We start from the raw sequence: 26,396 nt of genomic DNA, 5'->3' as shown, positions 1-26,396 counted from the left end.
GCGCGGGTGCTGGATGGTCGAGTCTCGCGACGTCGTTGCCTGCGCTTCGGTGGCTCGGACGTGAGAGGGGCCGCGAATGGGTCGCTCGTAAGACTTGCTTCGTTGAGGTTGGTGATGCGGGGCGTTCGGCACCCGGTGCGCGGGTGCTGGATGGTCGAGTCCCGTGACTTCGTTGCCTGCGCTTCGGTGGCTCGGACGTGAGAGGGGCCGCGAATGTGTCGCTCGTAAGACTTGCTTCGTTGAGGTTGGTGATGCGGGGCGTTCGGCACCCGGTGCGCGGGTGCTGGATGGTCGAGTCTCGAACTTCGTTGCCTGCGCTTCGACGGCTCGGACGCGAGAGGGGCCGCGAACGGTCGCTCGTAAGACTCGTTCCGTGGTGGTTGGTGATGGTGGGGCGTTCGGCAGTTGGTGTGCGCGGGTGCTGGATGGTCGAGACTCGCGACTTTGTTGTATGCGCTTCGACGGCTCGGACGCGAGACGGGCCGCGAACGGTCGCTCGTAAGGCTTACTCCGTGGTGGACTGTGAGTGGGCAACCCTCGCTGCGATCCAGACGGACGCAGGACCCGGTTGGGCGTTGGGTAGACTGTGCTTCCGGCCACCGCCTCGATACGGCAGGTAGCTGCAGCACACGAGTGTTGCGCGTCGAACCGTAGGAGACACGACCATGCCGGCAATCGTCCTGATCGGCGCCCAATGGGGCGACGAGGGTAAGGGCAAAGCGACCGATCTGCTCGGTGGCAGGTTGCAGTGGGTGGTCCGGTACCAAGGCGGCAATAACGCCGGCCACACGGTCGTTCTGCCCAATGGGGACAAGTTCGCACTGCATCTGATCCCGTCCGGGATTCTCACGCCGGGCGTGACGAACGTAATCGGCAATGGTGTCGTGGTCGATCCCGGCGTCCTGCTCGCAGAGCTGGCCGGACTGGAGGAGCGCGGCGTCGACACCTCCGGCCTGCTGCTCTCGGCCGACGCGCACTTGATCATGCCGTACCACGTGGCCATCGATAAGGTCACAGAACGCTTCCTCGGCAATAAGAAAATCGGCACCACAGGTCGCGGCATCGGTCCGTGCTATCAGGACAAGGTCGCCCGCGTCGGCGTGCGCGTTGCCGATGTGCTCGACGAGAAGATCCTGACCCAGAAGGTCGAGGCGGCCCTGGAGTTCAAGAACCAGGTCCTGGTGAAGATCTACAACCGGCGCGCGTTGGACCCGCAGCAGGTGGTGGATGAGGTCCTCGGACAGGCAGACAGTTTCAAGCACCGCATCGCCGATACCCGCCTGGAACTGAATCTGGCGCTGGAGCGCGGCGAGACCGTCCTGCTGGAGGGGTCGCAGGGCACACTGCTCGATGTGGACCACGGCACCTATCCGTATGTGACTTCGTCCAACCCGACCTCGGGCGGTGCGGCGGTCGGCGCGGGCGTCGGACCGAACAAGATCACGACCGTGCTCGGCATCCTGAAGTGCTACACCACCCGCGTCGGTTCGGGTCCGTTCCCGACCGAACTATTCGACAATTTCGGCGAATTCCTGGCCAAGCAGGGTGGTGAGGTCGGCGTGACCACCGGCCGGGCCCGCCGCTGCGGCTGGTTCGATGCGGTCATCGCGCGCTACGCGACCCGGGTCAACGGGGTCACCGACTACTTCCTCACCAAACTGGACGTCTTGTCGAGTCTGGAGCGGGTGCCGATCTGCGTCGCCTACGAAATCGACGGCAAGCGGGTCGAGCAGATGCCGACCACACAGACCGAATTCCACCACGCCAAGCCGATTTACGAAGAGATGCCCGGTTGGTGGGAAGACATTTCACATGTGAAGACGTTCGAGGAATTGCCTGCCAACGCCCAGGCCTATGTCTTGCGCCTGGAGGAGTTGTCCGGCGCCCGCATCTCCTGTATCGGCGTCGGACCGGGGCGTGACCAGACCATTGTCCGCCACGACGTACTCGGTTAGCGGCCGAAACAGCTGAGCTGGTGCGGCCGTTCATGGTTCGTTGTCCTCGATCATGATCCGTGACGAACTACAGTAAGAGCTATGGCTCGGAACTGGCCGATTATCGAGCGCGAGACCGAGTTCGAAGCGATCCGCGCGGCACTCACCGGAACTGAATATGTCGGTGCGGTATTGACGGGCGACGCCGGAGTCGGGAAGACGACGCTGGCGAGACAGGCGACGGCCGCGGTAGGCGGCAATGTCCGGTGGGTGGCGGGTACGGAATCGGCCCGCAGCATCCCATTGGGCGTATTCGCCCATATGGTCGGCGTTTATACGGCGCACGATCCGGTGACATTCATGTCCGCCGCGCGCGAGGCGCTGCTCGCCGACGGGCACGCGATCATCGGTGTCGACGATGCGCATCTGCTCGATCAGCTCTCGGCCACACTGCTGTTGCAGCTGGCCATCGATAAGGCCGCCCATATCGTCGCGACCGTGCGCAGCGGGGTGCAGGTGCCAGATGCGGTCACCTCGCTATGGAAAGACGGCCATCTGCTGCGCATCGACCTCACTCCGTTCACCCAGCAGCAGAGCGTCGATCTGGTCGAGTCGATGCTCGGCGGGCAGTTGGAGGGCTTCACCGCCAACCTGATGTGGGAGTCCTCCGGCGGAAACGCTCTGTTCCTCCGGCATTTGGTGGAGGGCGCGCTGGAGGCGGGCTCGCTGCGTCAGGTGAACGGCGTCTGGCAGCTACGCGGCCGGGCTGCGGTGACCTCGGAATTGGCTGCGCTACTGGAGGATCGGGTGGAGCAGCTGCCCGAACCGGTGCTGCGGGTGCTCGAACTGCTCACCTTCTGCGAGCCAATCGATCTCGACGTGCTCTCCGAACTGGCGGGCGAGGAGGCCGTGGAGGCCGCCGAAACCCGCGGACTGATCAGGGTTGTCGAGAACACCCACCAGTTGATCGTGCGCTACAACCATCCGCTGTTCGGTGAGGTCATCCGGCGCCGGCTCGGCATCGCCTCGGCCCGGCGGCTGCGCGGTCGGCTGTACTCCTCGCTCAGGGAACGGCCGATCAATTCCGCGCCGGACCGCATCCGGTTGGCCGAATTGGCTTTGGACAGTGATAAATCCGCCGATCTCGAACTCTTCGAGGCGGCCGCCGCCGATGCGATCGGGCTGGCCAATCTGCCGCTCGGTGAGCGTTTCGCCAGGGCCGCCGTGGAACGTCGCGGCGGGGTGGAGGCCGCGGATCTGCTGGCTCGGGCGCTGCTGTGGCAGGGCCATCGCATCGAGGCCGAGCGCACCCTCGCCAGCTTCGACCCGGATCAGATGAACGAGGTCCAACTGGGCCGCTGGGGCAGCACCCGGGTCTCGAATCTGTTCTGGGCCATGGGTGATGCCGAGCGTGCCGACGAGGTGCTCGCAATGCTGCGTGGCAAGGTGCAGCATCCGAAGATCATTGCCACCTTCGAGGGCTTGGCCGCGGCGTGTGCGGTCCACGAAAATCTGCTCGAGGACGCGTTTTCCGGGGCCGAGTCGGTGATGGAGACCGAAGGCGCACCGCCGTGGGCGGTTTGGTGGGCGGCCTTCGGCGGCGGCCTGGCGCTGGCGCTGATGGGTAAGGGTGAGGCAGCGCGTCAGTACGCGGCCCGCGGGCATCAGGTGGAGTCGCATATCGATGGACTCAACCGGTTCATCTCGACCCATGCCGAGGTGCTCGCGCTGATTTGCACCGGTGATCTCGAGGCCGCACGCCGTCGTGCCACAGGGTATTTCGGCTATTCGGCACCGGGCCAGTACCTGGCGTGGGGCATGTCGAAGATCTTGCAGGGCAGCGTCGACGTGGCGCAGGGCCGCTTCCTGGACGGTATCGAACATCTCGAACAGGCACTGGCCGCGCTCACCGCCGAGGGCGCCGCCGCCTGGCATATTCCGGCGAGAATCCGTCTGGCCGAGGCATATTCGGCGCTCGGCCGACCGGCGGAGGCGGCCGAATCCATTGCCGAGGCGGCCGCTCGCGGTGGCAGGCACAGCGCGGTCTACGACCCGCAGTTGGAACTCGCGCGCGCCTGCGCGGCCGCCGCGGAGGGCACCGTCACCCCCGCCATCCGATTGGCCATGGGCGCCGCCGACGCTGCGGCGCGCGCACATCAGCACGCCATCGAGGCCATGGCACTGCATACCGCCGCACGCTTCGGCGACCATGCCGTGGCAGGGCGACTCGCCGACCTGGCCGCCCGGGTCGACGGGAGCCTGGTGCAGGTCCAGGCCCGTCACGCGGTGGCACTCGCCGCGCACGACGGACCCGGACTGGACGCGGCCGCAGCCGAATTCGAGCGCATCGGCGCCATGCTCTCGGCCGCCGATGCCGCCGCCCAGGCCGCATCCGCCCATGAACGCGCCGGTGACCGCCGTCGCCTGCTCGAATCCGCCGCCACCGCAAACCGTCTCGCCGCGGCGTGCGGTGGTGCGAGCACGCCAGCTCTGCGTCAAGCGGCTCAGCCCCTGCCACTGACCTCCCGTGAACGTGAAATCGCGAATCTTGTTGCGGCAGGGCTGTCCAACCGTCAAATCGCCGATCGCCTCACCGTTTCCGTCCGCACGGTCGAGGGGCACCTCTACCGAGCCTGCATCAAGATGGACGTCACCGACCGCGAGTCACTCGGGGCGCTGATGCGCGGCGAATCCTCCGGCGGGGGAGCGAGCTGACTTCCGCGGGCTGCCGGTCGGTCTTCGGTGCGGACGCTTGTTTGAATCACGGCGGCGTTATTCAGTGATGCGCCAGGTGATGTCGAAGCGGACGAGGGCATCGAGGAGTTCTTCGGCATCGAAGGCTTCGGCTACGGACAAGGTGCCGGGCTTGGTTGTTCCGTCGGCCAGGCGCACTGCGATTTCTACCGCTTCCAAAGCTGAATCGCGGTAGGAGTCGACGCCGCTGACGACACCACGGGCCGAATGCCCGTTGGTGTCATAGGCATCCACGACCACGTCGTAGCGGAGGTCGGAGCTCGGCTCGGCAGGGAGCGATTCGATGATTTCCTCGGTGAATGAGCCAAGGAGGTCGTGGATGGCGATGTCCAGGACGCCTTCCACGTACGACACATCGGTGTGTCTGGGGATAGTGATCACCGGCGGCTGCGGGAATTTCGTGACGGTCGTGGCCGCGGTGTGGCCGGGGAATGTCATCTCGGCGTGCCGGGCGGCGGTGCCGGTGCGCAGTTCGCCGTCCTGGAAGTGCCAGCCGCCGCCGCGGAACCAGTCGAGGCTGGCGAAGACCGTTTTCGCGCTGCCCTTGGAACCGTTGCCACCGCTCTTGCTCAGATGGCTGAGCACGATCTCGACCGGTCCGGTCAGTCGGCGCGCGGTCAGGTGGGCGAGCAAGTCGCCCGCCACATTGTTATCGGTGATACCGGGGATCACCGTGACGCCCGCGGCCTCGGCCTTCGCACCGTACTCGTCGAAAACCCGCTTCAGGAAAAGCTGTTCGCCGGACAGATCGGTGTAGTGCGCCCCGGCCGCGATGGCTGCCGCGAGTACCGGCTCGCCATTGTGCACATACGCGGACAGGCTGCTGATGACGGCGTCCGCGCCGGTGAAGGCGGCGACCAGGGCGTCGTGATCGGTGAGTGTCGCGACTCGGATCTCGGCGTCCGGGACCCCGGCTGCCTCGGCCGCCGCCCGCATTCGAGAGGCACTGCGGCCGACCAGGATCGGGTCAATCCCGCGCCGGTGTAATTCGGTGAGCAGGTAGCTGCCGGTGTGGCCGGTCGCGCCGTAGACGGCAATCTTCGTCGTTGTCATGAGTACGACATTATGGATCATATGTGCGTAAATGAATGGCTGATCCGCGCTGGGTGATGTCTGAAACGCTCACTGCGGAGAGTATGGTGATCAGGTGGACATCCTCAGCGAAACCATCGCCGCCATCCGCACCGGCAACCCGACCTCCGGCCTGTTCATCCGGCACGCGCCGTGGGGCCGCGCCTATCCGGTCGTCCCCGGCGCGGGTTTCCATGTGGTGCTGCAGGGTTCGTGCGTGGCGGTGCCGACCGGCGGTGAGCCCATCGCGCTCGGTGTCGGCGACGTTCTTTTCATGCCGCGCGGTGCCGACCACGACTTACTCGACCGCCTGGACAGTGCGGTCACCGAGAAGGCGCAACCGGGGGAGCCGCGCGAGATCACCGGACCAGGTGCGCGTACCGCCCTGCTCTGTGGCGCATATGAACTCGGCAGGCAACGCAGCCACCCGCTGCTCGACGAACTTCCCGAATTCATCCATCTGCCAGCACGTCCCGGTCGTCACCCGTCCTTGCGAGCCGCCGTCGACCTGCTCGCCGCAGAGGTCGCCGAGCCGAAACAGGGCAGCGATGCCGCCGTGCCCGCCATTCTGGAGACCCTGCTCCTGTTCATGCTGCGCGCCTGGTTCGACGAGCAGGCCGTCGGCGAACCCGCCACCGGTTGGGCGGGCGCCTTCGCCGATCCGGCGGTCGCGGCCGCGCTGCGCGCCGTGCACGAGGCGCCGGCTCGCACCTGGACGGTCCCCGACCTCAGCGATATCGCGGGCGTCTCCCGAGCCACCCTGGCCCGCCGCTTCACCGCCACGGTCGGCGAACCGCCGTTGGCCTACGTCACCCGCTGGCGCATGCTCACCGCCGCCCGCCTGCTCCGCGACACCGACAGCCCGCTCGGCACCATCGCCCGTAAGGTCGGCTACACCTCAGAATTCGCCTTCGCCAAGGCCTTCAAACGCGAATACGGCCAAGCTCCTGGCCAATACCGCCGCGCCGAGGACCAGCCTCCACTGATCGCGGTCTGATCAGCCGAGTTTGCTCACACCCACGGTGGTTGCCGCACGCCAGGACTGGCGAACGCTGGCCGTTGTGCTACGGGTGGACTTCGATCCGCTGCCGTTCGACGCGGACGCAGCTACGCGGTACGGCACTTTGGTGGCGTTGACCATTGCGGCGAAGCGAGATCCCGAACCGCGCAGGATGGACCTGCTGATTGCGGCGATAGCGTCGGCCCGCGGGCTGCCGCTCTACACGCGCAACGGTAAGGATTTCCGTGGGCTCGAGAGCATGCTCGATATTGTCGCGATCTGATGCGGCAAGCGGTCAGCTGAACGGGGTGTTCGGGCGGTCTTGGAGTTCGCCGTCCAGGTAGATGTCGACCTTTTCGTTGTAGAAGCAGGCCAGGCCCGCGATCTTCTGGCTTTCCGGCAGTGGGGTGCGGTAGCCCCAGACGATGTCCGGGTAGTCCTTGCCGTCGATGTGGACGGTCCAGTAGTCGGCGGTGCCCTTGTAGGGGCAGCTGGTGTGGGTGCCGGAGGGCTTCAGTAGGTCTTGGCGGACATCGGTCAGGGGGAGGTAATACCTTGCCGGGAGGCCGGTTTCGAAGAGGATGCGCGGGGAGTGCGAGTCGGCGACGGTGGTGCCGTCGATCTCGACGCGGATATGGCGGGAGCTGGCGAGGATGTCGACGCGGGTGTACGGATCGCGCGGGTGGACGTAGACCGGCTCGTCCTCTTCGAACCATTCGTCCATGGCGTTCCAGTCCAGGCGCACCAAGTCGTTCAGTTCGGTGAACGGGGAGTCGTGGTAGCGAACGGCGGCTCCAGCAGCGGTGGTGCCGTCGACGATCACGTCGTAGCCGGTCGCGGTGCCACGGCTCGGGGATTTCGCGCTGGTGCCGTTCGGCTCGAGTTTCGCGTGCAGATCCGCGACGGGCAGATAGTAGGTCGGGTAGTGCGGACTCTCCCAGACCAGGACCGGACGGACGGTGTCGGCGACCAACTGGCCGCCGAGGTAGACCCGGACTCGCTTCTGGCTGGTCGCTACCTTGACTCGGCCACGCTTCTCATCGGTCATACTCTCCGACCGTACTCCGGTCCGACCAGTCGAATCGGCTATCGCGACGTGGACAGATGCCGCGGCACCGACTTCTTCAGTGCCTCCAGCAGTTCCTTCATATCGCTTTCCATCCGGGCCAACCGTTCGATATCGAAACCGGTGAGCTTCGCCGCCATCGCCTCGCCGAAGGCGCCGCGGGCATGTGTCAAACGAGTGCGTCCGGCCAGGGTGAGCTCGACGACGACGGCCCGGGAATCATCCGGATCCTTGCGTCGGGAGGCGTATCCATCCGCGACGAGCTTGCCGATCAGCGCCGTTGCCGCCGGCTGTGAACATCGATCGATGCGAGCGAATTCGCTGACGCGCACCGCGCCGTGTTCGTCGAGCACCGCAAGTGCGCGCAGCACGGCTCGCGGCAGGTCGTCGCCGCTGATCACCCCGGCCAGCCGGGTCAGCCGGCCCGCGGTGACGAGGAGGTTGACCACGATGTCATCTGCTGTTGCCACCTGAGCCCGCTGCACACAATATTATTACATACGCTAACTATCTATGGCCAGGGTGTGCGCGGTCGGTAGCGGAGCGGGGATATCAGGCGGGTTGTGGCAGCGGCCTGTGCGGTTGCCCGAACAACTGCGCATCACCGTGCGCGCGCTTGAAGAACAAATGCGCGTCATGTTCCCAGGTAATGGCGATGCCGCCGTGCAACTGCACCATCTCGGCCACGATGGTCGTGAACGTCTCCGAACAGTGCGTCCGCGCCGCCCAGACATCCTCCGCGGCCGACGAGCTCTGCTCCGCCACGGCGACCGTTGCCGCATAGGACGCGGATTTGGCCGATTCCACCAGCACATACATATCCGCCATGCGGTGCTTGAGCGCCTGGAAACTGCCGATCGGCCGTCCGAACTGCACCCGGGACTTGGCGTACTCGACCGTCATCTCCAGACACCGTTCCGCGGCACCGACCTGTTCAGCAGCCACTGCGGCCCAAGCGATTTCATGCAGGCGGACGATGAGCGCCGGATCCGCCGAACCGAGCCGCCGCGCCGGAACCGTCGCAAACGTGATTTCGGCCAGCTTGCGAGTGGGATCCATGGTCGCGACCGCGCGACGCGTCACGCCCGCGGCACCCGACTCGACCTCGAACAGGCCGTCAGAAGTCACAACGAGAAGGGTGTCGGCATGCAACCCATCGAGCACGTAATGTGCTGTGCCGGAAAGCGTTCCGTTTTCGGAACGCACACCCGGCTCGGCCCAACCACCGGTGCCCGCCCAGCACACCGCGAGCGTGCGAGTACCTTCGGCAACTTCGGGCAGCAGCCGCTCACACGCCGCACGGTCGCCGGACAACAGCACCGCCTGCGCACCGAGCACGGCTGAACCGAGCATTGGCACCCCGGCCAGCGTGCGCCCCAATTCGGTTACCACCAGCAGGGATTCGACCAGGCTGGCACCGAACCCGCCGTATTCCTCCGGAATCGCAAGCGCCGCCACGCCGACCTGCTCGCACAACAGCCGCCACAGCTTCTCGTCGTAGCCGAGTTCGGTATCCATTGCCGCGCGTACCGCGGCGGATCCGGCATGCTTGGTGAGCAGCGCCCGGACCGAAGCGACGAATTCCTGGTGTTCGGTGGTGGGCCCACCCGTCGCCCGACCGCCCCCCATCGAAACGCTACGCGATGCGCTCATTTCATACCTCGCAAAGCCCGGTCCCGCACAGCCTCATCGCGCAGCGCGCGGGCAATTCGGGAACGATGCAGATCCGTTGTGCCCCAGGCCGACCGGAGCGCTATCACCCTGGTCAACCACAGCGACAGGTCGTACTCGGCGGTGTACCCGATCGCGCCGTGCACCTGCAGGGCAGCCCGAGCCGCCCGATAAGCCGCATCACCGCAGGCGATCACGGCAGCCGAAACATCGCGACCGCGCGTGGCTTCACCCATTGTCAATGCCGCCCGGTAGAGCAGCGGTTCGGCCAGATCCAGCCCGATCAGCACATCGGCCAACTTCTGCTTCACGGCCTGGAATTCGCCGATCGGCTTACCGAACTGCTTGCGCTGCTTGGCATATTCCGTCGCCGCAGCCAGTAGTGCCCGTCCAGCACCGAGCAGCTGCGCCGCATTGGCCAGCGCACCGGTATCGAAGGCGGCCGCAACGGCCTCGAGCACCTGCTGACCCTCGGCGACAACAGCATCGGATTCGATGACGAACAGTCGCCGCGCCGGATCGACTGATCGCACCAGCCCCGCGCGATGTCCGGTGCGGAGCTGATTACCGTCGGCGATCAGCACCACCTCGGCGGCATCCGCATCCAATGCGACCGTGCCGTGATCGGGTGAAGTGAATGCCAACGTGCCGAGCACAGCACCCTCCGTGAACCCGGGCAGCCAGCGTCCGGCCAATTCGGTATTCGGAAGGGCTTGCAGCAGAGCGGGTATCGCGGCCGCCGTCTCGACCAGCGGACCGGGTGCGGCGGCGCGGCCGATTTCCTGGAATGCGACGACCAGATCGATCGGCTCCGCACCGACACCGCCGTGCCGCTCCTCGACGGCGAGACCGAGCGCACCCGCACCGGCCAGCTGCCGGATGAGCCCACGCCCGGGCCGGGGATCGCCCGCGGCCCAGTTGCGTACGGCGGCGGGAGTCCGTCCGGCATCGAGCAGTTTGCGCAGGCTGGTGCCGAAGTCGAGTTGTTCCTGGCTGAGCGCGAATCTCATCGGCTGCTCCCTCTCGGTAGTCCGAGCAGCCGCTCGGCGATGATATTGCGCTGAATCTCATTGGTACCGGCATAGATCGGGCCGGACAGCGAGAACAGGTAGCCGTCGGTCCACGGCCCGGACCGCTCGGCGGCACCACCGAGTACCTCCAGCGCGGTCTCGTGCATGGCGATATCCAGTTCGGACCAGAACACCTTGGTGATCGAGGATTCCGCGCCCAGCTTGCCGCCCTCGTTCAACCGGGTGACCGTGCCGAAGGTGTGCAGCCGATAGGCCTCGCTGCCGATCCAGGCGTCCACCACCGCATCTCGCTGTGCGGTATTGGTTCGGTCGCCGGTGTCGAGCCAGAGATCGACGAGGCGCTGCGCGGTGGCGCTGAAGCGTCCAGGGGACCGCAGCGACAGTCCACGCTCGTTGCTCGACGTGCTCATCGCGACCCGCCAGCCGTCGCCGGGTGCGCCGATCACATCGCGATCCGGTACGAAGACATCGTCGAGGAAGATTTCCGCGAATCCCGGCTCCCCATCCAACTGCGGAATCGGCCGCACGGAAATACCATCCGCGGACAGCGGGAACATCACATAGGTGAGTCCGCGATGCCGACCCCGGCGGCTGCGGTCAGGCTCGGAGGCGGCAGCCTGCGTAACCATGGAGGGCCCCGCATCCGCCGCGTCGGGATCGCTGCGGAACAGCCCGAATGCCCAATCCGCGAATGATGCTCGCGAACTCCAGGTCTTCTGGCCGCTCAGCAGCCAGCCGCCGCTGGTGCGCCGCGCGGTCGAGCGGATACCGGCCAGATCGCTGCCCGCCTCCGGCTCGGACCAGGCCTGCGCCCAGATATCGTCACCGCGCGCCATCCGCGGCATGATCCGTTCCAGCTGCTCCGGCGTTCCATGTTCGAAAAGCGTTGGTGCCAGCAGGAATATGCCGTTCTGGCTGACCCGCCCCGGCGCCGCCGCGGCGTAATACTCTTGCTCGAAGAGCACCCACTCCAGCAGCGAGGCATCGCGTCCGCCGTACTCCTGCGGCCAGGCGACGACCGACAGCCGCGCCTCGGCGAGTGTGCGCTCCCATTCGCGATGCGCCTCGAACCCGGCCTCGGTATCCATCGAAGGCAGCGGTTTCGCGGGTTTGTTGGCGGCGAGAAATTCGCGAACTTCGCGCTGGAATTCCTGTGTCGCCTGATCGAGATCCAGATCCACTACGTTGTCCCGTTCTGCTCGGACGTCGAGGCCGCGGTCGTCGCATCGGCCTTCATCGACTTTGCGTTCATACCGCCGAGCGAATCCGCGCCGACCTCGGCATTGTGCGCATGCGCGAAGTGGTGCAGGCCGAATACCGAATCCATACCCGCCCGCATCCCCATCAGATCCTCGGCCTGATTGACCGCCTTCTTGGTCAGCGCGAGCCCGAATTGCGGCATGGTGGCGATCTTTTCGGCCAGTGCGAGGGTTTCGGTTTCGAGCTGGTCGCGCGCTACGACGCGATTGACCATGCCCCATTCCTTGGCCTGCGCCGCATCGAAGCGGTCCCCGGTGAACAGGAACTCCTTCGCCGCGCGCGGGCCCATCACCCACGGGTGCGCGAAGTACTCCACGCCCGGAATGCCCATGCGCACAACGGGATCGGAGAAGAAGGCGTCATCGGAGGCGATGATCAGATCGCAGACCCAGGCCAGCATGAGCCCGCCCGCGATGCAGGCGCCCTGCACCATGGCAATGGTCGGCTTCGGAATTTCCCGCCAGCGCCGGCACATGCCGAGGTACACCTCGAGCTCGCGCGCGAAGCGCTGGTCACCGCCGACCTTGTCGACGTGATCCCACCAGAGTGCGGCCTTGTTCTGGTAGCGCACATGGTGATCACGGCCGGGAGTGCCGATATCGTGCCCGGCGCTGAAGTGTTTTCCATTGCCCGCCAGGACGATTACGCCGACCTCGGGATCCTCGACCGCACGCTCGAAGGCGGCGTCGATGGCGTAGGTCATCACCGAGTTCTGCGCATTGCGGTAGTCGGGCCGGTTGAGCGTCACGATGGCGACTCGACCCCGCCGTTCATACGTGACCACGTCCGGCTCATAGGGGATCTCGGACATTACGACTTCTCCTCACGTAGCTCACGTTTCAGCACTTTCCCGGCCGCGCTATAGGGCAATTGGTCCCGGAATTCGATGAACCGCGGCACCTTGAAATTCGCCAGCACCGTGCTCGCATGTGCGAGCACCTGCTCCTCGGTCAGCGCCGCGCCCGGCTTGCGCACCACAAATGCCTTGCCCACCTCGCCCATTCGGGTATCCGGCACCCCGACGATTGCCGATTCGGCAACCCCGTCGAGCCGGGCCAGCGCCTGTTCCACCTCCGCCGGATACACATTGAACCCGCCGGAGATGTACATGTCCTTGAGTCGATCGGTGATCTTCAGATAGCCGCGCTCGTCGATCGTGCCGATATCACCGGTGTGCAGCCAGCCGTCGGTATCGATGGTTTCGGTGGTGCTTTCCGGATCGTTGAGGTAGCCGAGCATGACATTCGGGCCGCGCAGCAGCACCTCGCCCTGCTCGCTCAGCCGCAGTTCGAAATCGGCGATCGGGCGGCCGCAGGTGCCCGCGATGGTCGCGGCATCGTCGTCCGCGCGGCACATGGTGCCGAATCCGGAGGCCTCGGACAGTCCGTAGCCGGTGATGACGACGTCGAAGTCGAGTTCCGAACGCATGCGCTCGACCAGCACCACGGGTACGGTCGCGGCGCCGGTTACGGCGACCCGCAATGTGCTCAGGTCGTAGTTATCCCGGTCCGGGAAGTCCAGGATCGTCTGGTAGATGGTCGGCGGTCCGGGCAGTACCGTGATTTTCTCTTCGCCGACCAATCGCATGGTCACCGGCACATCGAAGGTCGCCTGCGGAATGATCGCCGCGCCGGTCGCCAGGCACGCGAGAATGCCCGCCTTGTAACCGAAGTTGTGGAAGAACGGGCTCACCACCAGATACCGATCGGAGCTGTTGAGGGTGGTGCATTCGGCCCAGGCCCGCACCACCGACAGTGCCTGCCGATGCGCGACCAACGTGCCCTTGCTGCGTCCGGTGGTGCCAGAGGTGAACAGGATGTCGGAAATATCCTCGGGGTCGACGCCTTCGGCGCGCTGCACCGCATCGGCCAGCGGGACAGATTCGGCTAGTCCCGCCAGCTGCGACCAGTTCAGCGCGCTGGGATCGGCGGTATCCGACTCGACCGGAATGACCACCACCGTATCGATATGCAATTCCGGTGCGGCGGCACGCAATTCGGCCAACCGATCCCGGCCGAGGAAGGTTCCGGCAATGAACAGCGCCTTGGCCTCGACCCGCTCCAGTACGTCGGCGGCCTCATCCGCGACGTAGCGGGTATTCAATGGCACCAGTGCCGCGCCCGCGTAGTGGGCGCCCAGTGCCGCGATCACCCAGTGGTAGGTATTCGGTGACCACATGGCGACCCGGTCACCCGACTGCACACCGCGCGCGATGAGCGCCCGCGCCACCTCCTGCACCGCCGTGAGCAACTGCGCCCAATCCAGCCGCACCTCGCCGTCGCCGAGGGCGGGCGCGGTGCCGAAGGTGCGCGCGGCATCGTGCAGTGCCATGGGTGTCGTTTGTGCAGGGGTTGTCACGGGTGTCCTCACCGTTGGCGGGGTCTTTTGCTGCCTTTGCTCGATAAAAGCGGTTTGGCTCTAACAAAGCAAGTGCTTGGTAGGTTATCCTACCGGCGTGGTTGCGATCCAGGCATCAGATTCCGACAAGGGGGGCGGGCCCACGGCGGGTGGGCCCGCAGGGCAGGGGGCCGGGAAAAGCGCAGGGCAGGACGGTGCAGACAATCCTGCCGCACAGGACGCGCGGTTTTCCGCAGAAGTGCGCGAGTGGCTGGCCGAGAACCTCGATGGCGAGTTCCGTGCGCTACGCGGACTCGGCGGGCCCGGCCGCGAACACGAGGCCTTCGAGGAACGCCTCGCCTGGGACCGGCATCTAGCCGCCGCCGGATGGACCTGCCTCGGCTGGCCCAAGGAGTGGGGCGGGCGCGAGGCCTCGGTGCGCCAGCAGGTGATCTTCCATGAGGAGTACGCCAAAGCGAATGCGCCGGCCCGGGTTTCCCACGTCGGTGAGGAATTGCTCGGCCCGACGGTATTGGCCTTCGGCACCCAGGCGCAGAAGGAACGGTTCCTGCCGGGCGTCCGGAATGTGACCGAGCTGTGGTGCCAGGGCTATTCCGAACCCGGTGCGGGCTCGGACCTGGCGGCCATCACCACCAGCGCCCAGCTCGATGGTGATGAATGGTCCGTCAACGGCCAGAAGATCTGGACCTCGCTGGCCCATGTGGCCGACTGGTGCTTCGTCGTCGCACGCACCGAAAAGGGTTCGACCCGGCACAAAGGCCTGTCCTACCTGCTGGTTCCGATGCATCAGCCGGGTATCGAGGTCCGTCCGATCATCCAGCTGACCGGCACCTCGGAATTCAACGAGGTCTTCTTCGACAATGCCCGCACCGCCGCGGACCTGGTCGTCGGCGAACCCGGTGACGGTTGGCGCATCGCCATGGGCACGCTCACCTTCGAGCGCGGTATCTCCACGCTCGGCCAGCAGATCCGATTCGCCCGCGAACTGGCCGACATCGAAGCATTGGCCCGTCGCACCGGCGCGGCCGACGATCCATTGATCGCCGATCGCATCGATAAGGCATGGGTCGGCCTGCGCGTCCTGCGCGCCCACGCGCTGCGCACCATGCAGGACAGCACCGCCGACGACGGCGGCCAGGCCTCGGTTTCGAAGCTGTTGTGGGCCAATTGGCATCGGGGCCTCGGCGAATTGGCCATGGCCGTGCTCGGTCCCGCCGGTCTGGTGGCCGATGAGCACGATCTCAACGAATGGCAGCGGCTGTATCTGTTCACCCGCGCCGACACGATCTACGGAGGTTCGAACGAAGTGCAGCGCAATATCATCTCCGAGCGCGTGCTCGGCCTTCCGCGGGAGGCTCGCCCATGAACGGACCGCTTTCTATTGCGCCGCAGCCTATTCCGGGGCACGGCCTGCTGACCGGACGCAATGCCGTGATCACCGCCGCGGCGGGCACCGGCATCGGCTCCGCCACCGCGCGCCGGTTGCTCGCGGAGGGCGCCGATGTCGTCGTATCCGACTGGCATGAGCGGCGTCTCACCGAAACCGAGGTCGAGCTGAAGGCCGAATTCCCCGAGCGCCGGGTCGCCTCGATCGCGTGCGATGTGCAGAGCACCGAACAGGTCAACGAATTGATTCGTGGTGCCGCAACCGCTTTGGGTCGCATCGACATCATGGTCAACAATGCTGGACTCGGCGGCGAGACCCCGGTCGTCGATATGACCGACGAGCAGTGGGACCGCGTGCTGGACATCACCCTCAACGGCACCTTCCGCTGCACCCGCGCCGCGCTCGGCTACTTCCGGGATGCGGGCCACGGCGGCGTCATCGTCAATAACGCCAGCGTGCTCGGCTGGCGGGCGCAATACGGCCAGGCCCACTACGCCGCCGCCAAGGCCGGCGTCATGGCCCTGACCCGCTGCAGCGCCGTCGAGGCCGCCGAACTCGGCGTCCGAATCAATGCCGTCGCCCCGAGCATCGCCAGGCACGCCTTCCTGGACAAGGTCAGCTCGACCGAACTGCTCGATCGCCTCTCCGAGCGCGAAGCCTTCGGCCGCGCCGCCGAACCCTGGGAAGTCGCCGCCACCATCGCCATGCTGGCCAGTGACTACACCACCTACCTCACCGGCGAAGTGGTGTCGGTCAGTAGCCAGCGCGCCTGATCAGCCTCAGCCGAGTCGTCCAAGCGCGCCCCGCGAGTGTCGGCCGGTGGGCGGTACATGGAGTGTCGACCTGTCCGCTCGAGGCGATGCCCGCGGAGCGGGTGTTACGAGCGACTGTTCGCGGCCCGTCTCGCGTCCGAGTCGTCGAAGCGCGGCCCGCGCGAGTGTCGGGTGGTGGTGCATGGGGTGTCGACTTGTCTGTTCGAGGTGATGTCCGCGGAGCGGGTGTTACGAGCGACTGTTCGCGGCCCGTCTCGCGTCCGAGTCGTCGAAGCGCATGCGCCGCAGGCGCGAGTCTCGACGGCTCGGACGCGAGACACCCGGGGGCCGCGAACCCGCCGCGCCGCAGGCGCGGCCATCAAACACAGCCTGATCAGGTAAAAAGGCCGGGACGCAGGGTGTCCGGGTGTGCAATGCTGGGGGTGGCCGAATCTCGTACTTCCCTAAGGGGCGATGGCTATGGGGCTGGATCGCCCACAGGCCCGCGAACAACTGGAACTCGAATTGGTGCGCGAAGTCGTGCTGGCCAGGCGACGGCTGGACAGCATGGTGCTCGCCGCGCTTACCTTCGGTGCCGAACTCATGAACCACACCTCTGAGCGCACGACCGCGACCCGGGCCGCTCAGATTCTCGAGCAATACGCGATCGACGAATCCGAGGTCGCTCGCGATCCGCGCGGTGCGTTGCGTGCCGATATGGCGCGCGATTACGAACGTGCCTGCCGCATCGGGCTCGGTGCCGCATTGCTCGGATCCGAGCAGGACCGTAGACGGCGGCGGCAGACGGCGCTGTTGTGTGAGGTGCGAGCGGATCTGCTCGACGTCATTCGCAAATGCCGCAAGTACCGCTTCGATCGCGGGGCACTCGCCGACGAGATCGCCCAGGGCCTGTGCGCGGCCACGGACAAGCTTGTCGTCGGCGCGGATATGGATACCTACCGGGCCTGGCAGCGCGGCATGATCCTCAAACTCATCGAGGAGCAGGTCCCCTTCGGTCCACCGCGTGTCATGGCCACTGTCGACGCGGGCCCGGATCGCGGCCCGCTGACCGTCGAATGGGACAGCTGTGAACGCAGACTCGCGCTGGTGGCGCGGATGGCGCGGGCGGGCGTTTCCCCGGTCGTCATCTGCGATCGACTGCTGGCGGACCTGTCGGTGTCTTCACCACTGCGCTATTCGATGCGCTGATGCCTCCCGAAGGACTGATTTGGCTAGCACATGGGGTGAGTCGTCGGGCTAACTGAACTCCACTGAATACCGCTGCTCGCCAGTGCTGGTCTCGCGGAGGTCGAGTCTGGCGCCTGAAGATTCGGGGAGGCGGACCAGCCGCCGCTAGACCAAGCAAATGCTTGGTTGTATTATGAGCCGTGTGACCGCACCAGACGCCTCGAAATCAGCACGGCGCAATGAATTGCTCGCACTGGCGGCCCAACTGTTCGCCGAGCGCGGACTGCGTGCGACCACCGTGCGTGATATCGCCGATGCGGCCGGGATTCTATCGGGGAGCCTGTATCACCACTTCGATTCCAAGGAGTCGATGGTCGACGAGATCCTGCGCGGCTTCCTCGACGATCTGTTCGGGCGGTATCGGGAGATCGTGACCGCCGGGCTCAGTTCGCGAGATACCTTGGAAGCCTTGGTGATCGCGTCCTACGAATCATTCGACCGTTCGCACGCCGCGGTGGCGATCTATCAGGCCGAGGCCAAGCGCCTGCGTGATTCGGAGCGGTTCACCTATATCGCCGACTACAACCGCGAATTCCGCGAGCTGTGGCACCGGGTGTTGACCAACGGCGTCGAGGACGGCAGCTTCCGGCCGGAACTCGACGTCGAATTGGCCTACCGGTTCCTCCGGGACACGGTGTGGGTTGCGGTGCGGTGGTACGAGCCCGGCGGCTCGATCACCGTCGAGAACCTCGCCAAGCAGTACCTGACCATCGTGCTCGACGGTCTAACCGTGCCTTAGTCGATCTCGGCGGTCGTGGACCCTCCGTGGTTACGCGAGCTACCGCCTCCGGGCCCGTCGCTGCCGCCGGGCAACACCAAGTAGGAGTTCTCCATGTCAGCACCATCCGCTCGCCGCCCGTACGCCCCGCTGCGGGATGCCTATGTGATCGACGCGGTGCGCACCCCGGTCGGCAAGCGCAATGGCGCACTGGCCGCGGTGCATCCGGCCGATCTCGGCGCGGCCGCATTGCGTGGGCTGCTGGATCGCAACCCCATCGATCCGGCGGTGGTCGACGATGTGATCGTCGGCTGTGTGGACAATATCGGTCCGCAGGCGGGCAATATCGGCCGCACGATGTGGCTGGCCGCCGGTTATCCGGAGGAAGTTCCGGGTGTCACTGTCGACCGGCAGTGCGGATCTTCCCAGCAGGCCATCAATTTCGGTGCGCAGGCGATTATGAGCGGCACCGCCGAGGTGATCGTCGCAGGTGGTGTGCAGAATATGAGCGCCATCCCGATCTCGGCAGCCATGTTGGCCGGCAAGGAATATGGTTTCGACGCACCCTTCGTCGGTGCGCACGGCTGGGACCATCGCTATGGCACCGCCGAGGTTTCACAGTTCAACGGCGCGCAGCTGATCGCCGACAAGTGGGATATCAGCCGAGAAGAGATGGAGCGCTGGGCATTGCGCAGCCATGAGCGCGCTCGCGATGCCATCAAGAACGGCCGCTTCGACGGCGAGATCGTGCCGGTCGGTGATTTCTGGATCGACCAGGGTCCACGCGAGACCTCGCTCGAGAAAATGGCGTCGCTGCCTGTTCTCGTCGAGGGCAGCACGCTGACCGCCGCGATCGCCAGCCAGATCTCCGACGGCGCGAGCGCGACCCTGCTCGCCTCCGAATGGGCTGTCGCGGAATACGGATTGCGCCCGCGCGCCCGCATCCACCACGTGAGCGCCCGCGGCGCCGACCCGATCATGATGCTCACCGGCCCGATTCCGGCCACCAAGTGGGCGCTGGAGAAGACCGGTCTGACCATCGACGATATCGATGTCGTCGAGATCAACGAGGCTTTCGCCCCGGTCGTGCTCGCCTGGCTGCGCGAGACCGGTGCGGACCCGGAGAAGGTGAACGTCAACGGTGGTGCGATCGCCCTCGGCCATCCGCTCGGCGCCACCGGCGCAAAGCTTTTCGCCACCCTGCTGAACGAGCTGGAACGCCGCAACGGCCGCTACGGCCTGCTCACCATCTGCGAGGGCGGCGGCACCGCTAACGTCACCATCATCGAACGCCTCAGCTAGCAGTCCACTCCATCGACGGTAGTCGAATGGCGGCTGGCAACACATGCCACAACAACCATTCGGCTGCCCTCGACACCATCCGGCAAGCCCAGCGGCCCTGCCTCATCGTTGCGGGTCAGGTGGCTAGCTCCATTGAGGAGCAGTTGAATGGTGGTTGTAATACCAAGCCGCGCCCACCATTTGAGAACCCACGACACCGATCGGGCACGCCCCCGTACGCCCCGCCTCATCGAGGCGAGCCAAATGACTGTTCAGCCCATCAAGGCGAGTCAAAAGGTTGCTCGAATCCCCAGATGCAACAACCTTTGACCCGCCTCGTAGCGCTCGAGAACGCAATCACAGCTGGCCGACTGGGCCGGAGGCTGTGGGCCTGTGTGCACGAACTCCGGGAACTAAGCCGGATACGGCACACGACGTGCCCAGCACGGCCCGGGTAAACCCCGGGACGGCAAACCATCCCGGGACAGCCGAATTCCGAGATGTCAATGCAGGACAACAGGACCCACCGCAGCCCAATGAACCCGAACGCGACAACCTCCGCAGGCCGCGCGAAACGCGTCAGCCCGCGGTCAGCGCGGCAATGCTGTCGATCCGCGTGACGGCGTCGGCGACGATGCGGTCGATGAGTTCCTTACAGGTGGGCAGGTCGTCGATGATGCCGGTGACCTGGCCAGCGGCGAGTACGCCCGCGTGAGTATTGCCCTCGACGAGCCCGGCGCGCAGCAGCATCGGGGTATTGGCGGCCATGACGACCTGAGACCAGCTGAGATCCTTGGCCTTTCGCATGGCCAGCCCGTCGCGGACCATGGTCGACCACTTCATACCGGTCATACCCTTGAACTTCGCCGCATTGGAGACGGCTGCGGCCAGCCCCCGCCAGCGCCCCGAATGTTCCAGGCGATCAACGAGTTCGGTATTCAGCACCCGGTGCGGCATACCGTCGACCTTGAGCGAGACCACGGTGTCCTGCAGTTGCCGCTTCAAATACTCCTGCTTGACCGCGTCGGGCACGGTGCTCTCCTTGGTCAACAGGAAGCGTGTCCCCATCGCGACACCCGCCGCGCCATAGGCCAATGCGGCGGCCAGACCACGTCCGTCGAAGAATCCACCCGCCGCGACAACCGGAATATCGACAGCATCCAGCACCGACGGCAGCAGCAGCGTGGTCGCCACCGGACCGGTATGCCCACCGCCCTCGCCGCCCTGCACGATCACCGCATCGGCACCCCAGGACGCGACTTTCACCGCGTGCTTGGCCGCGCCGATCGATGGAATAACCACCACACCGGCATCTTTCAGCTTGGCGATGAGTTCCTGCTTCGGTGCCAACGCGAAGGACGCGACGGCCACCTTCTCCCGGATCAACAGATCGATCCGCTCGGGCGCATCCGTGGCGTCCGCGCGGATATTCACGCCGAACGGCTTGTCGGTATGCGCCTTCGTCTTCGCGATCGCGGCTTCCAAATCGGCGAATGTCATGGTGGCCGAGGCCAGAATCCCGAGTCCACCGGCCTCGGCGGTCGCCGACACCAGACTCGGCCCGGCCACCCAGCCCATACCGGTCTGCACGATCGGATGTTCGATGCCGACCAACTCGGTCAGCGGTGTCCGCAGAGCGCTCATGACGGCACCTCGGATTCCCGAACCTTCTTGGGATCGAGCACATCCCGGATCAACCGCAGCTCTTCCGCGGACGGCAGGCGAGTCTGACCAGCCTCCGCCAGTCCGGCGATCTCGAACGAGGTGTTCTCGGCGACCTCATCGGCCGTGACGCCCGGATGCAGACTGCGTGCCCGCATCGTGTGGTCTGGCCCCCCGAAATCGAAGACGCCCAGATTGGTGACCACCCGGTGCAGGTGGTGGAACCGATACGCCGGATTGGCCGGATCGACCTTGTCGTAGCCGACGCCGGAGACGATATCCACCTGATCGACGAACACCCGACGCGTATGCCGCGAGACCCAGTAGCTGGTCGGATGATTGATGGTGTTGCCCGGCGCACCGCGCGAACCGAACATCTGCCGGGTCGGCTGCTGCAACGGACCGAATGCCGACAGGTTCTGATTGCCGAACCGATCGAGCTGATTGGCCCCCATCACCACATGGCGCCGACCGGAGGCGACCACATCGAAGACCTTGCGGAATGGAATCCACCCCTCGATCGGCGCCTTACCGCCCAACGGGGGAGTGTCGGCGAACAACAGCGCCTCGCCATCGGAGAGCAGCAGATCCGGTTCGGTGGTCAACTTGGCCAGCCGCGCGCCGATGATCGTCATGGGCGACATCGGCGAGGCCATGATTTCCCCGGCGCCGCTGAAGATCTCGGCGCAGGCGATGGCGCAGATCTCAGCCCGCGTAATGGTTTCGGTTGTCGTCACTTCGACACCTCCTGTGCGAACTCGCGAACGGCGGCCTGATATTCGTCCTCGGAGACCGCCAGATATCTGTCGACGAACTGCTGCCAGGACTCCGGCGTCTTGGCCGACTCCACATAATGCTTCTGGAACTTCTCGTCGCGGCCGTAGCTATCGGCGGCCAGGGTGAAGTGCGCGCCGCCGGGCGCCTCGACCACACCGTCGACCAGCAGCCGGTTGAGCAATAACGACTGCAGTGGAACGGCTTTCACCAGCTCCTCGGTCTCCACCACCCGCTCCACCGATACGTAGCGACGCTCGGCGGCCAGGCAGTACAGGTCATCGAAATACGGATCGACACCGGTGTAGGCCGCATTGCCGTGCTTATCGCCGATATTCAAATGCACAAGCGCCGCATCGAGATTCAGTGCGGGCATCGCGATCAGCGTTTCGGTTCGTCCGTCGCCGTCCGGATACGGCGATGCGACGGTCTTCAGCTCGCCATCCCAGAAATTGACGACATCGGATCCGAGTCCGGCGCGGATCGGCAGGAACGGCAGTCGCGCGGCCGCCGCCTCCAGCCCGCACTTCAACATGCCCTCGTCCATCTCGCGCGCCACCAATGCACCGGAGGTGCGTGCCTTGGCGAACCACGGATCGTAGAACGGTGGCGAATCCAGCGAGACGAAGCCGTAATACGCCTTGCGCACCTTGCCCGCCGAACACAGCAGACCGAGATCGGGTCCGCCGTAACTGACCACGGTCAGATCGGTGATATCCGAGCGCAGGATGGCCCGCACCAGCGCCATCGGCTTACGCCGCGAGCCCCAGCCGCCGATGCCGATGGTCATACCGCTGCGCAGCTCGCCCACGACCTCGTCGAGCGACATTCGCTTGTCCCGCATCAGTTTTCCTTGCTCTCTTCCTTGCGTGCGGCCAGATCGTCGTCGAACCGCGCACGGATCTCATCCGCGACACCGGCCAGATTCAGTTCGAAGGTGAAGCCCTGTTCGTAGCGGTAGCTGCGGTGCACGTCCTGCACATCGATGCCATTGAGCGCGCGCTTGGCCGCCCGGATGACCCGGCTGTCCTTGGCCGCGATGTTCTTGGCGACCTCCAGTGCGGCGGCGTCGAGTTCGGCGCGCGGCACCACCTGGTACACCGAGCCGAAGTGCTGCAACTGCTGTGCGGTGATGGTGCTCGCGGTATAGAACAGCGCGCGCATCAGATGCTGCGGCACCAGACGGGACAGATGGGTGGCCGCACCGAGCGCACCGCGGTCGACCTCGGGCAGCCCGAAAGTCGCGTCATCCGAGGCGATTACGATATCGGCGTTGCCGACCAGACCGATGCCGCCGCCGAGGCAGAAGCCCTGCACCGCGGCGATCACCGGCACCGGGCAGTCGTAGACGGCCGCGAAGGCCTCGAAACAGCCGTGATTGGCGTCGATCAGCGCCTGATGGCCCGGGGTGCGCTGCATCTCCTTGATATCGACACCGGCATTGAACCCGCGGTTCTCGGCGCGCAGAACCACCACCTTGGTTTCCGGATCGCGCCCGGCCGCGCGGATCTCATCCGCCAGCGCGAACCAGCCGTCGGACGGTATGGCGTTGACCGGCGGGTAGTCGACCGTGACCACGGTGATGCCGGTTGATTCGGAGTGACGGTTGATCCCCATCGCATGTCCCATCTGTGTGCCGGGGTAGGCCGATAACCTCGGCGCTGATTTTTCGAGCGACCTGCAAGCAGTCGCTACGGGGTGGCAAAGCAAGCAGTTGCTTGGTAGGTTAGCACGGTGGCACTCGAAATAGACCTCACCGGCAACGTCGTCCTGGTCACCGGCGGTGTGCGCGGGGTGGGCGCGGGCGTCAGCAGGGCCTTCTTGGCTGCTGGAGCGACCGTCGTGGCATGCGCGCGACGACCCGGTGAAGAGTCGGTGGAACACGAGGGGCGGGAGATCGAATACCTGCCCTGCGATGTGCGCGATGCCGATGCCGTGCAGGGATTGGTCGATGCGATCGTCGCGCGGCACGGCCGCCTCGATCACCTGGTCAATAATGCGGGCGGCGCCCCGTTCGCCCTCGCCGCCGATGCCAGCAAGAACTTCCACAGCAAGATCATCGAGCTGAATCTGCTTGCACCCCTGCTGGTCTCGCAGGCCGCCAATGCCGTGATGCAGGCGCAGCCGGGCGGCGGCTCCATTGTGATGGTGTCCAGCGTGAGCGGGCATCGACCGTCGCCGGGCACCGCCGCCTACGGCGCGGCCAAGGCGGGCATCGACAGCCTGACCTCCTCACTCGCGGTCGAATGGGCGCCGAAGGTTCGGGTGAATTCACTGGTCGTGGGCCCGGTCGTCACCGAACTGAGCGAATTGCACTACGGCGATCAAGACGGTATCGACGCCGTCGGCGCGACCATCCCGCTCGGTCGGATGGCCTGCCCCGAGGACATCGGCCGCTGCGCCGCATTCCTGACCTCATCGCTGGCCGGATATGTCAGCGGCGCGACGCTGCTGGTGCACGGCGGCGGTGAGCGCCCGGCATTCCTCGCGGCCTCGAATGCGAACGGCCACTAGCGACTGCTTGCAGGTCGCTCGAAACGACACCGCCGAGCAGACCGCTCTGGCCTGCACAATCGAATCCGAAAACGAAGAGGACACAATAGGTTATGGACAGCGAGCAGATCTGCGCGGGGCGCATTGTCATCGTCACCGGCGCCGGCCGCGGTATCGGCCGGGCGCACGCGCTCGCCTTCGCCGCCGCCGGAGCCCGGGTAGTCGTCAATGACCTCGGCTCCGCGCTGGACGGGGCGGCGACCGGCGAGACGCCCGCCGAACAGGTCGTCGCCGAGATCAAGGCGCTCGGTGGCGAGGCCGTCGCCAACGGTGACGACGTCGCGGACTGGGACGGCGCCCGCAATCTCATCCGCCAGGCCGTCGATACCTTCGGCGGCCTGGATGTGCTGGTCAACAATGCCGGTTTCGTGCGCGACCGCATGTTGGTGAACCTGGGCGAGGACGAGTGGGACGCGGTGATCCGGGTCCATCTCAAGGGCCACTTCGCGACCATGCGTCATGCGATCGAGTACTGGCGCGGTGAGTCCAAGGCGGGCCGCCCGGTCGATGCCCGCATCATCAACACCAGCTCCGGCGCGGGTCTGCAGGGCAGTGTCGGTCAGAGCAATTACGGTGCCGCCAAGGCGGGTATCGCGGGCCTGACCCTCACCGCTTCGGCCGAATTCGCGCGCTACGGCGTCACCGTCAATGCCATCGCGCCCTCCGCCCGCACGCGCATGACCGAAACCGTCTTCGCCGAGACCATGGCCGCCCCCGAGGACGGCTTCGACGCGATGGCTCCCGAGAATGTCTCGCCGATCGTGGTCTGGCTCGGCAGTTCACAATCCGCGGCCGTCACCGGCCGGATGTTCGAGGTCGAGGGTGGCAAGGTCGCGCTGGCCGACGGCTGGCGCCACGGCACCGCCGTGGACCGCGGCGCCCGCTGGAATCCCGCCGAACTCGGCCCGGTGGTCGCCGATCTGATCGCGAAGTCCGTTCCGCCGGAGGCGGTGTACGGCGCCTGAGCGCTGAATAGTTCCGGCACCGCTGGGCGGCTGTTGTAAAGGCCGCTCGGCGGTTGCTTCACCTCACACAGAACGGTACTGCCGTACTAGTCTGCTCTCCGGCTAGGGCACGTCGGCGTGTCCCTCGATTCGTGTTCTGGTCGCGGGGTGCCCAGCTGCGGTCTGTGGCGACGTCACGGGCGGCCGGACCGACGCGGGTTCCACTGCGGGCACGTCTTTTTCACGTCTTCTCGGCATCGGCATACGTACTGGTCTGCCCGTTTAGTGCAGGCGGAGGTAGGGGATCAACGCGAAAATATGTTCGGGATTGCAGCCGGACCTCCGAACATATGATTGGGCCGGTCGACCGAGAACGGGCGTAAGGCCTGTCGGGCGTGTCGAATACCCGGCGTGGCCCGAGCCACTGCGCTGATTTGGGCTGAGGTTTACTATGGGCTCCCATCCGTTGAAGTCCCGGAACTGGAGTGTTGCGACCGGGCAAGAGATCTGCGCTATTTCGATGAGGGAAGGCTGGCGCATGGCCGTTGGTCGCACGTCGCGCGTGGTTGCAGTACTTGCGACTGTCGCCGGCTTTGTGCTACTCGGCGGGGTTTCAGCCGAGGCGCAGCCCGCGGGTACCTGTCCGCAGTGCACGGACCCGAATAGTCCGAGGCCGGATTCGAACGGCGAGTTCTGGATGCCGCTGGCGATTCCGGGCCAGTCGAGCGTCAGTTCGCCGGTGGATCCGACCGACGCCGCAGCCGGTGCGAATCCGGCCGCCGGTCCCGGCTCGGCCGCGGGTTCGGCAGCGGCCGGTTCCGCCGCGGTCGGTGTCACCGGTCTGCTCAGCGCACTCCTCGGCACCGGCTCGGCCGGTGTCGCCACCATCCTCGGTACCGGTTCCGCCGCCGTCGGCTCAGCGGCCGCCGGAA

23 protein-coding genes and 1 pseudogene are annotated in these 26,396 nt (G+C 65.9%); 12 read left to right on the top strand and 12 right to left on the bottom strand.

Features of this window, described 5'->3' with window-relative positions; all coding sequences use genetic code 11:
* Positions 1-665 precede the first annotated feature (665 nt).
* Together ACIBI6_RS37375 and ACIBI6_RS37370 are read left to right on the top strand one after the other, a co-directional pair.
* Entirely contained in the window at positions 666-1,955 is a 1,290-nt protein-coding gene (locus ACIBI6_RS37375; RefSeq protein ID WP_364359835.1) for an adenylosuccinate synthase, read from the top strand.
* Positions 1,956-2,036: 81 nt separating this feature from the next.
* Positions 2,037-4,649: a LuxR C-terminal-related transcriptional regulator gene (locus tag ACIBI6_RS37370; RefSeq protein WP_364359838.1), complete on the top strand. Its 2,613-nt coding sequence runs from the start codon at positions 2,037-2,039 to the stop codon at positions 4,647-4,649.
* A 57-nt stretch (positions 4,650-4,706) separates the two neighbouring features.
* On the opposite strand, the gene ACIBI6_RS37365 is transcribed toward ACIBI6_RS37370, so the two are convergent.
* Entirely contained in the window at positions 4,707-5,741 is a 1,035-nt protein-coding gene (locus ACIBI6_RS37365) for a saccharopine dehydrogenase NADP-binding domain-containing protein (protein ID WP_396959663.1), read from the bottom strand.
* Positions 5,742-5,835: 94 nt separating this feature from the next.
* Between ACIBI6_RS37365 and ACIBI6_RS37360 the strand changes: the two genes are divergently transcribed.
* Both ACIBI6_RS37360 and ACIBI6_RS37355 read left to right on the top strand, forming a co-directional pair.
* The gene (locus ACIBI6_RS37360) at positions 5,836-6,756 is read left to right on the top strand and encodes an AraC family transcriptional regulator (RefSeq protein ID WP_364359844.1); all 921 of its coding nucleotides are present in this window, start codon (positions 5,836-5,838) and stop codon (positions 6,754-6,756) included.
* A gap of 10 nt (positions 6,757-6,766) precedes the next feature.
* On the top strand, positions 6,767-7,042 hold the full coding sequence (locus tag ACIBI6_RS37355; RefSeq protein WP_364359847.1) for a VapC toxin family PIN domain ribonuclease: 276 nt from the start codon (positions 6,767-6,769) through the stop codon (positions 7,040-7,042).
* Positions 7,043-7,054: 12 nt separating this feature from the next.
* On the opposite strand, the gene ACIBI6_RS37350 is transcribed toward ACIBI6_RS37355, so the two are convergent.
* From ACIBI6_RS37350 to ACIBI6_RS37320, 7 genes are all read right to left on the bottom strand, one after another.
* Positions 7,055-7,807 carry a DUF427 domain-containing protein gene (locus ACIBI6_RS37350; RefSeq protein WP_364359850.1) on the bottom strand — a complete coding sequence of 251 codons (753 nt, stop codon included), beginning with the start codon at positions 7,805-7,807 and terminating at the stop codon, positions 7,055-7,057.
* A 38-nt stretch (positions 7,808-7,845) separates the two neighbouring features.
* Positions 7,846-8,295 (bottom strand): MarR family transcriptional regulator, encoded by a 450-nt coding sequence (locus ACIBI6_RS37345; protein ID WP_364359853.1) that lies wholly within the window; start codon positions 8,293-8,295, stop codon positions 7,846-7,848.
* Positions 8,296-8,377: 82 nt separating this feature from the next.
* Complete coding sequence (locus tag ACIBI6_RS37340; RefSeq protein WP_364359871.1) at positions 8,378-9,454, bottom strand: acyl-CoA dehydrogenase family protein; 1,077 nt, start codon at positions 9,452-9,454, stop codon at positions 8,378-8,380.
* Positions 9,455-9,474: 20 nt separating this feature from the next.
* A complete protein-coding gene (locus ACIBI6_RS37335) occupies positions 9,475-10,506 on the bottom strand; it encodes an acyl-CoA dehydrogenase family protein (RefSeq protein ID WP_396959659.1) in 1,032 nt (343 codons plus the stop codon).
* Complete coding sequence (locus ACIBI6_RS37330; RefSeq protein WP_364359859.1) at positions 10,503-11,708, bottom strand: acyl-CoA dehydrogenase family protein; 1,206 nt, start codon at positions 11,706-11,708, stop codon at positions 10,503-10,505. The genes ACIBI6_RS37335 and ACIBI6_RS37330 overlap by 4 nt, the downstream gene beginning before the upstream one ends.
* The gene (locus ACIBI6_RS37325) at positions 11,708-12,598 is read right to left on the bottom strand and encodes an enoyl-CoA hydratase (protein WP_364359862.1); all 891 of its coding nucleotides are present in this window, start codon (positions 12,596-12,598) and stop codon (positions 11,708-11,710) included. Before ACIBI6_RS37325 ends, ACIBI6_RS37330 begins: the two co-directional genes overlap by 1 nt.
* Positions 12,598-14,145 carry a FadD3 family acyl-CoA ligase gene (locus ACIBI6_RS37320; protein ID WP_364359865.1) on the bottom strand — a complete coding sequence of 516 codons (1,548 nt, stop codon included), beginning with the start codon at positions 14,143-14,145 and terminating at the stop codon, positions 12,598-12,600. Before ACIBI6_RS37320 ends, ACIBI6_RS37325 begins: the two co-directional genes overlap by 1 nt.
* 238 nt (positions 14,146-14,383) lie before the next feature.
* Here ACIBI6_RS37320 and ACIBI6_RS37315 point away from each other — a divergent pair, with 238 nt between their 5' ends.
* From ACIBI6_RS37315 to ACIBI6_RS37295, 5 genes are all read left to right on the top strand, one after another.
* Positions 14,384-15,511: an acyl-CoA dehydrogenase family protein gene (locus tag ACIBI6_RS37315; protein WP_364359874.1), complete on the top strand. Its 1,128-nt coding sequence runs from the start codon at positions 14,384-14,386 to the stop codon at positions 15,509-15,511.
* Positions 15,508-16,305 carry an SDR family oxidoreductase gene (locus tag ACIBI6_RS37310; protein ID WP_364359868.1) on the top strand — a complete coding sequence of 266 codons (798 nt, stop codon included), beginning with the start codon at positions 15,508-15,510 and terminating at the stop codon, positions 16,303-16,305. Before ACIBI6_RS37315 ends, ACIBI6_RS37310 begins: the two co-directional genes overlap by 4 nt.
* A gap of 459 nt (positions 16,306-16,764) precedes the next feature.
* Entirely contained in the window at positions 16,765-17,493 is a 729-nt protein-coding gene (locus ACIBI6_RS37305) for a hypothetical protein (protein WP_364357413.1), read from the top strand.
* A gap of 172 nt (positions 17,494-17,665) precedes the next feature.
* Positions 17,666-18,271, top strand: coding sequence for a TetR/AcrR family transcriptional regulator (locus ACIBI6_RS37300; protein ID WP_364357410.1), 606 nt, complete (start codon positions 17,666-17,668; stop codon positions 18,269-18,271).
* 93 nt (positions 18,272-18,364) lie between these two features.
* Positions 18,365-19,552 carry an acetyl-CoA C-acetyltransferase gene (locus ACIBI6_RS37295; RefSeq protein WP_396959655.1) on the top strand — a complete coding sequence of 396 codons (1,188 nt, stop codon included), beginning with the start codon at positions 18,365-18,367 and terminating at the stop codon, positions 19,550-19,552.
* A gap of 558 nt (positions 19,553-20,110) precedes the next feature.
* Here the strand turns inward: ACIBI6_RS37295 and ACIBI6_RS37290 are convergent.
* The 4 genes from ACIBI6_RS37290 to ACIBI6_RS37275 are packed head-to-tail and all read right to left on the bottom strand — an operon-like array spanning position 20,111 to position 23,584.
* On the bottom strand, positions 20,111-21,175 hold the full coding sequence (locus ACIBI6_RS37290; protein ID WP_364357407.1) for a nitronate monooxygenase: 1,065 nt from the start codon (positions 21,173-21,175) through the stop codon (positions 20,111-20,113).
* Positions 21,172-21,930, bottom strand: a complete 759-nt coding sequence (locus tag ACIBI6_RS37285) for a CoA-transferase (protein WP_364357404.1) — start codon at positions 21,928-21,930, stop codon at positions 21,172-21,174. Before ACIBI6_RS37285 ends, ACIBI6_RS37290 begins: the two co-directional genes overlap by 4 nt.
* Positions 21,927-22,811 (bottom strand): CoA transferase subunit A, encoded by an 885-nt coding sequence (locus ACIBI6_RS37280; RefSeq protein ID WP_396959652.1) that lies wholly within the window; start codon positions 22,809-22,811, stop codon positions 21,927-21,929. The genes ACIBI6_RS37285 and ACIBI6_RS37280 overlap by 4 nt, the downstream gene beginning before the upstream one ends.
* On the bottom strand, positions 22,811-23,584 hold the full coding sequence (locus ACIBI6_RS37275; protein ID WP_364357398.1) for an enoyl-CoA hydratase family protein: 774 nt from the start codon (positions 23,582-23,584) through the stop codon (positions 22,811-22,813). The genes ACIBI6_RS37280 and ACIBI6_RS37275 overlap by 1 nt, the downstream gene beginning before the upstream one ends.
* Positions 23,585-23,701: 117 nt before the next feature.
* On the opposite strand from ACIBI6_RS37275, the gene ACIBI6_RS37270 reads away from it, so the two are divergent.
* From ACIBI6_RS37270 to ACIBI6_RS37260, 3 genes and pseudogenes are all read left to right on the top strand, one after another.
* Entirely contained in the window at positions 23,702-24,481 is a 780-nt protein-coding gene (locus ACIBI6_RS37270) for an SDR family oxidoreductase (protein ID WP_364357395.1), read from the top strand.
* A gap of 92 nt (positions 24,482-24,573) precedes the next feature.
* Positions 24,574-25,485 (top strand): SDR family oxidoreductase, encoded by a 912-nt coding sequence (locus tag ACIBI6_RS37265; protein WP_364357392.1) that lies wholly within the window; start codon positions 24,574-24,576, stop codon positions 25,483-25,485.
* A gap of 676 nt (positions 25,486-26,161) precedes the next feature.
* A pseudogene (locus tag ACIBI6_RS37260) lies at positions 26,162-26,396 on the top strand (hypothetical protein); the annotation flags it as partial.

Origin of the sequence: Nocardia sp. NPDC050412 (assembly GCF_044458825.1) — a bacterium.
Classification (GTDB): domain Bacteria; phylum Actinomycetota; class Actinomycetes; order Mycobacteriales; family Mycobacteriaceae; genus Nocardia.
This window is presented reverse-complemented; position numbering and strand designations above follow the sequence as displayed.

Bases quoted from the DNA above. Each gene is read 5' to 3' on its own strand.
- ACIBI6_RS37375 (WP_364359835.1), top strand. From the start codon at position 666: ATGCCGGCAATCGTCCTGATCGGCGCCCAATGGGGCGACGAGGGTAAG.
- ACIBI6_RS37310 (WP_364359868.1), top strand. From the start codon at position 15,508: ATGAACGGACCGCTTTCTATTGCGCCGCAGCCTATTCCGGGGCACGGC.
- ACIBI6_RS37275 (WP_364357398.1), bottom strand. From the start codon at position 23,584: ATGGGGATCAACCGTCACTCCGAATCAACCGGCATCACCGTGGTCACG.
- ACIBI6_RS37350 (WP_364359850.1), bottom strand. From the start codon at position 7,807: ATGACCGATGAGAAGCGTGGCCGAGTCAAGGTAGCGACCAGCCAGAAG.
- ACIBI6_RS37265 (WP_364357392.1), top strand. From the start codon at position 24,574: ATGGACAGCGAGCAGATCTGCGCGGGGCGCATTGTCATCGTCACCGGC.
- ACIBI6_RS37305 (WP_364357413.1), top strand. From the start codon at position 16,765: ATGGGGCTGGATCGCCCACAGGCCCGCGAACAACTGGAACTCGAATTG.
- ACIBI6_RS37340 (WP_364359871.1), bottom strand. From the start codon at position 9,454: ATGGGGGGCGGTCGGGCGACGGGTGGGCCCACCACCGAACACCAGGAA.
- ACIBI6_RS37365 (WP_396959663.1), bottom strand. From the start codon at position 5,741: ATGACAACGACGAAGATTGCCGTCTACGGCGCGACCGGCCACACCGGC.
- ACIBI6_RS37280 (WP_396959652.1), bottom strand. From the start codon at position 22,811: ATGCGGGACAAGCGAATGTCGCTCGACGAGGTCGTGGGCGAGCTGCGC.
- ACIBI6_RS37290 (WP_364357407.1), bottom strand. From the start codon at position 21,175: ATGAGCGCTCTGCGGACACCGCTGACCGAGTTGGTCGGCATCGAACAT.
- ACIBI6_RS37370 (WP_364359838.1), top strand. From the start codon at position 2,037: ATGGCTCGGAACTGGCCGATTATCGAGCGCGAGACCGAGTTCGAAGCG.
- ACIBI6_RS37295 (WP_396959655.1), top strand. From the start codon at position 18,365: ATGTCAGCACCATCCGCTCGCCGCCCGTACGCCCCGCTGCGGGATGCC.
- ACIBI6_RS37300 (WP_364357410.1), top strand. From the start codon at position 17,666: ATGAGCCGTGTGACCGCACCAGACGCCTCGAAATCAGCACGGCGCAAT.
- ACIBI6_RS37325 (WP_364359862.1), bottom strand. From the start codon at position 12,598: ATGTCCGAGATCCCCTATGAGCCGGACGTGGTCACGTATGAACGGCGG.
- ACIBI6_RS37335 (WP_396959659.1), bottom strand. From the start codon at position 10,506: ATGAGATTCGCGCTCAGCCAGGAACAACTCGACTTCGGCACCAGCCTG.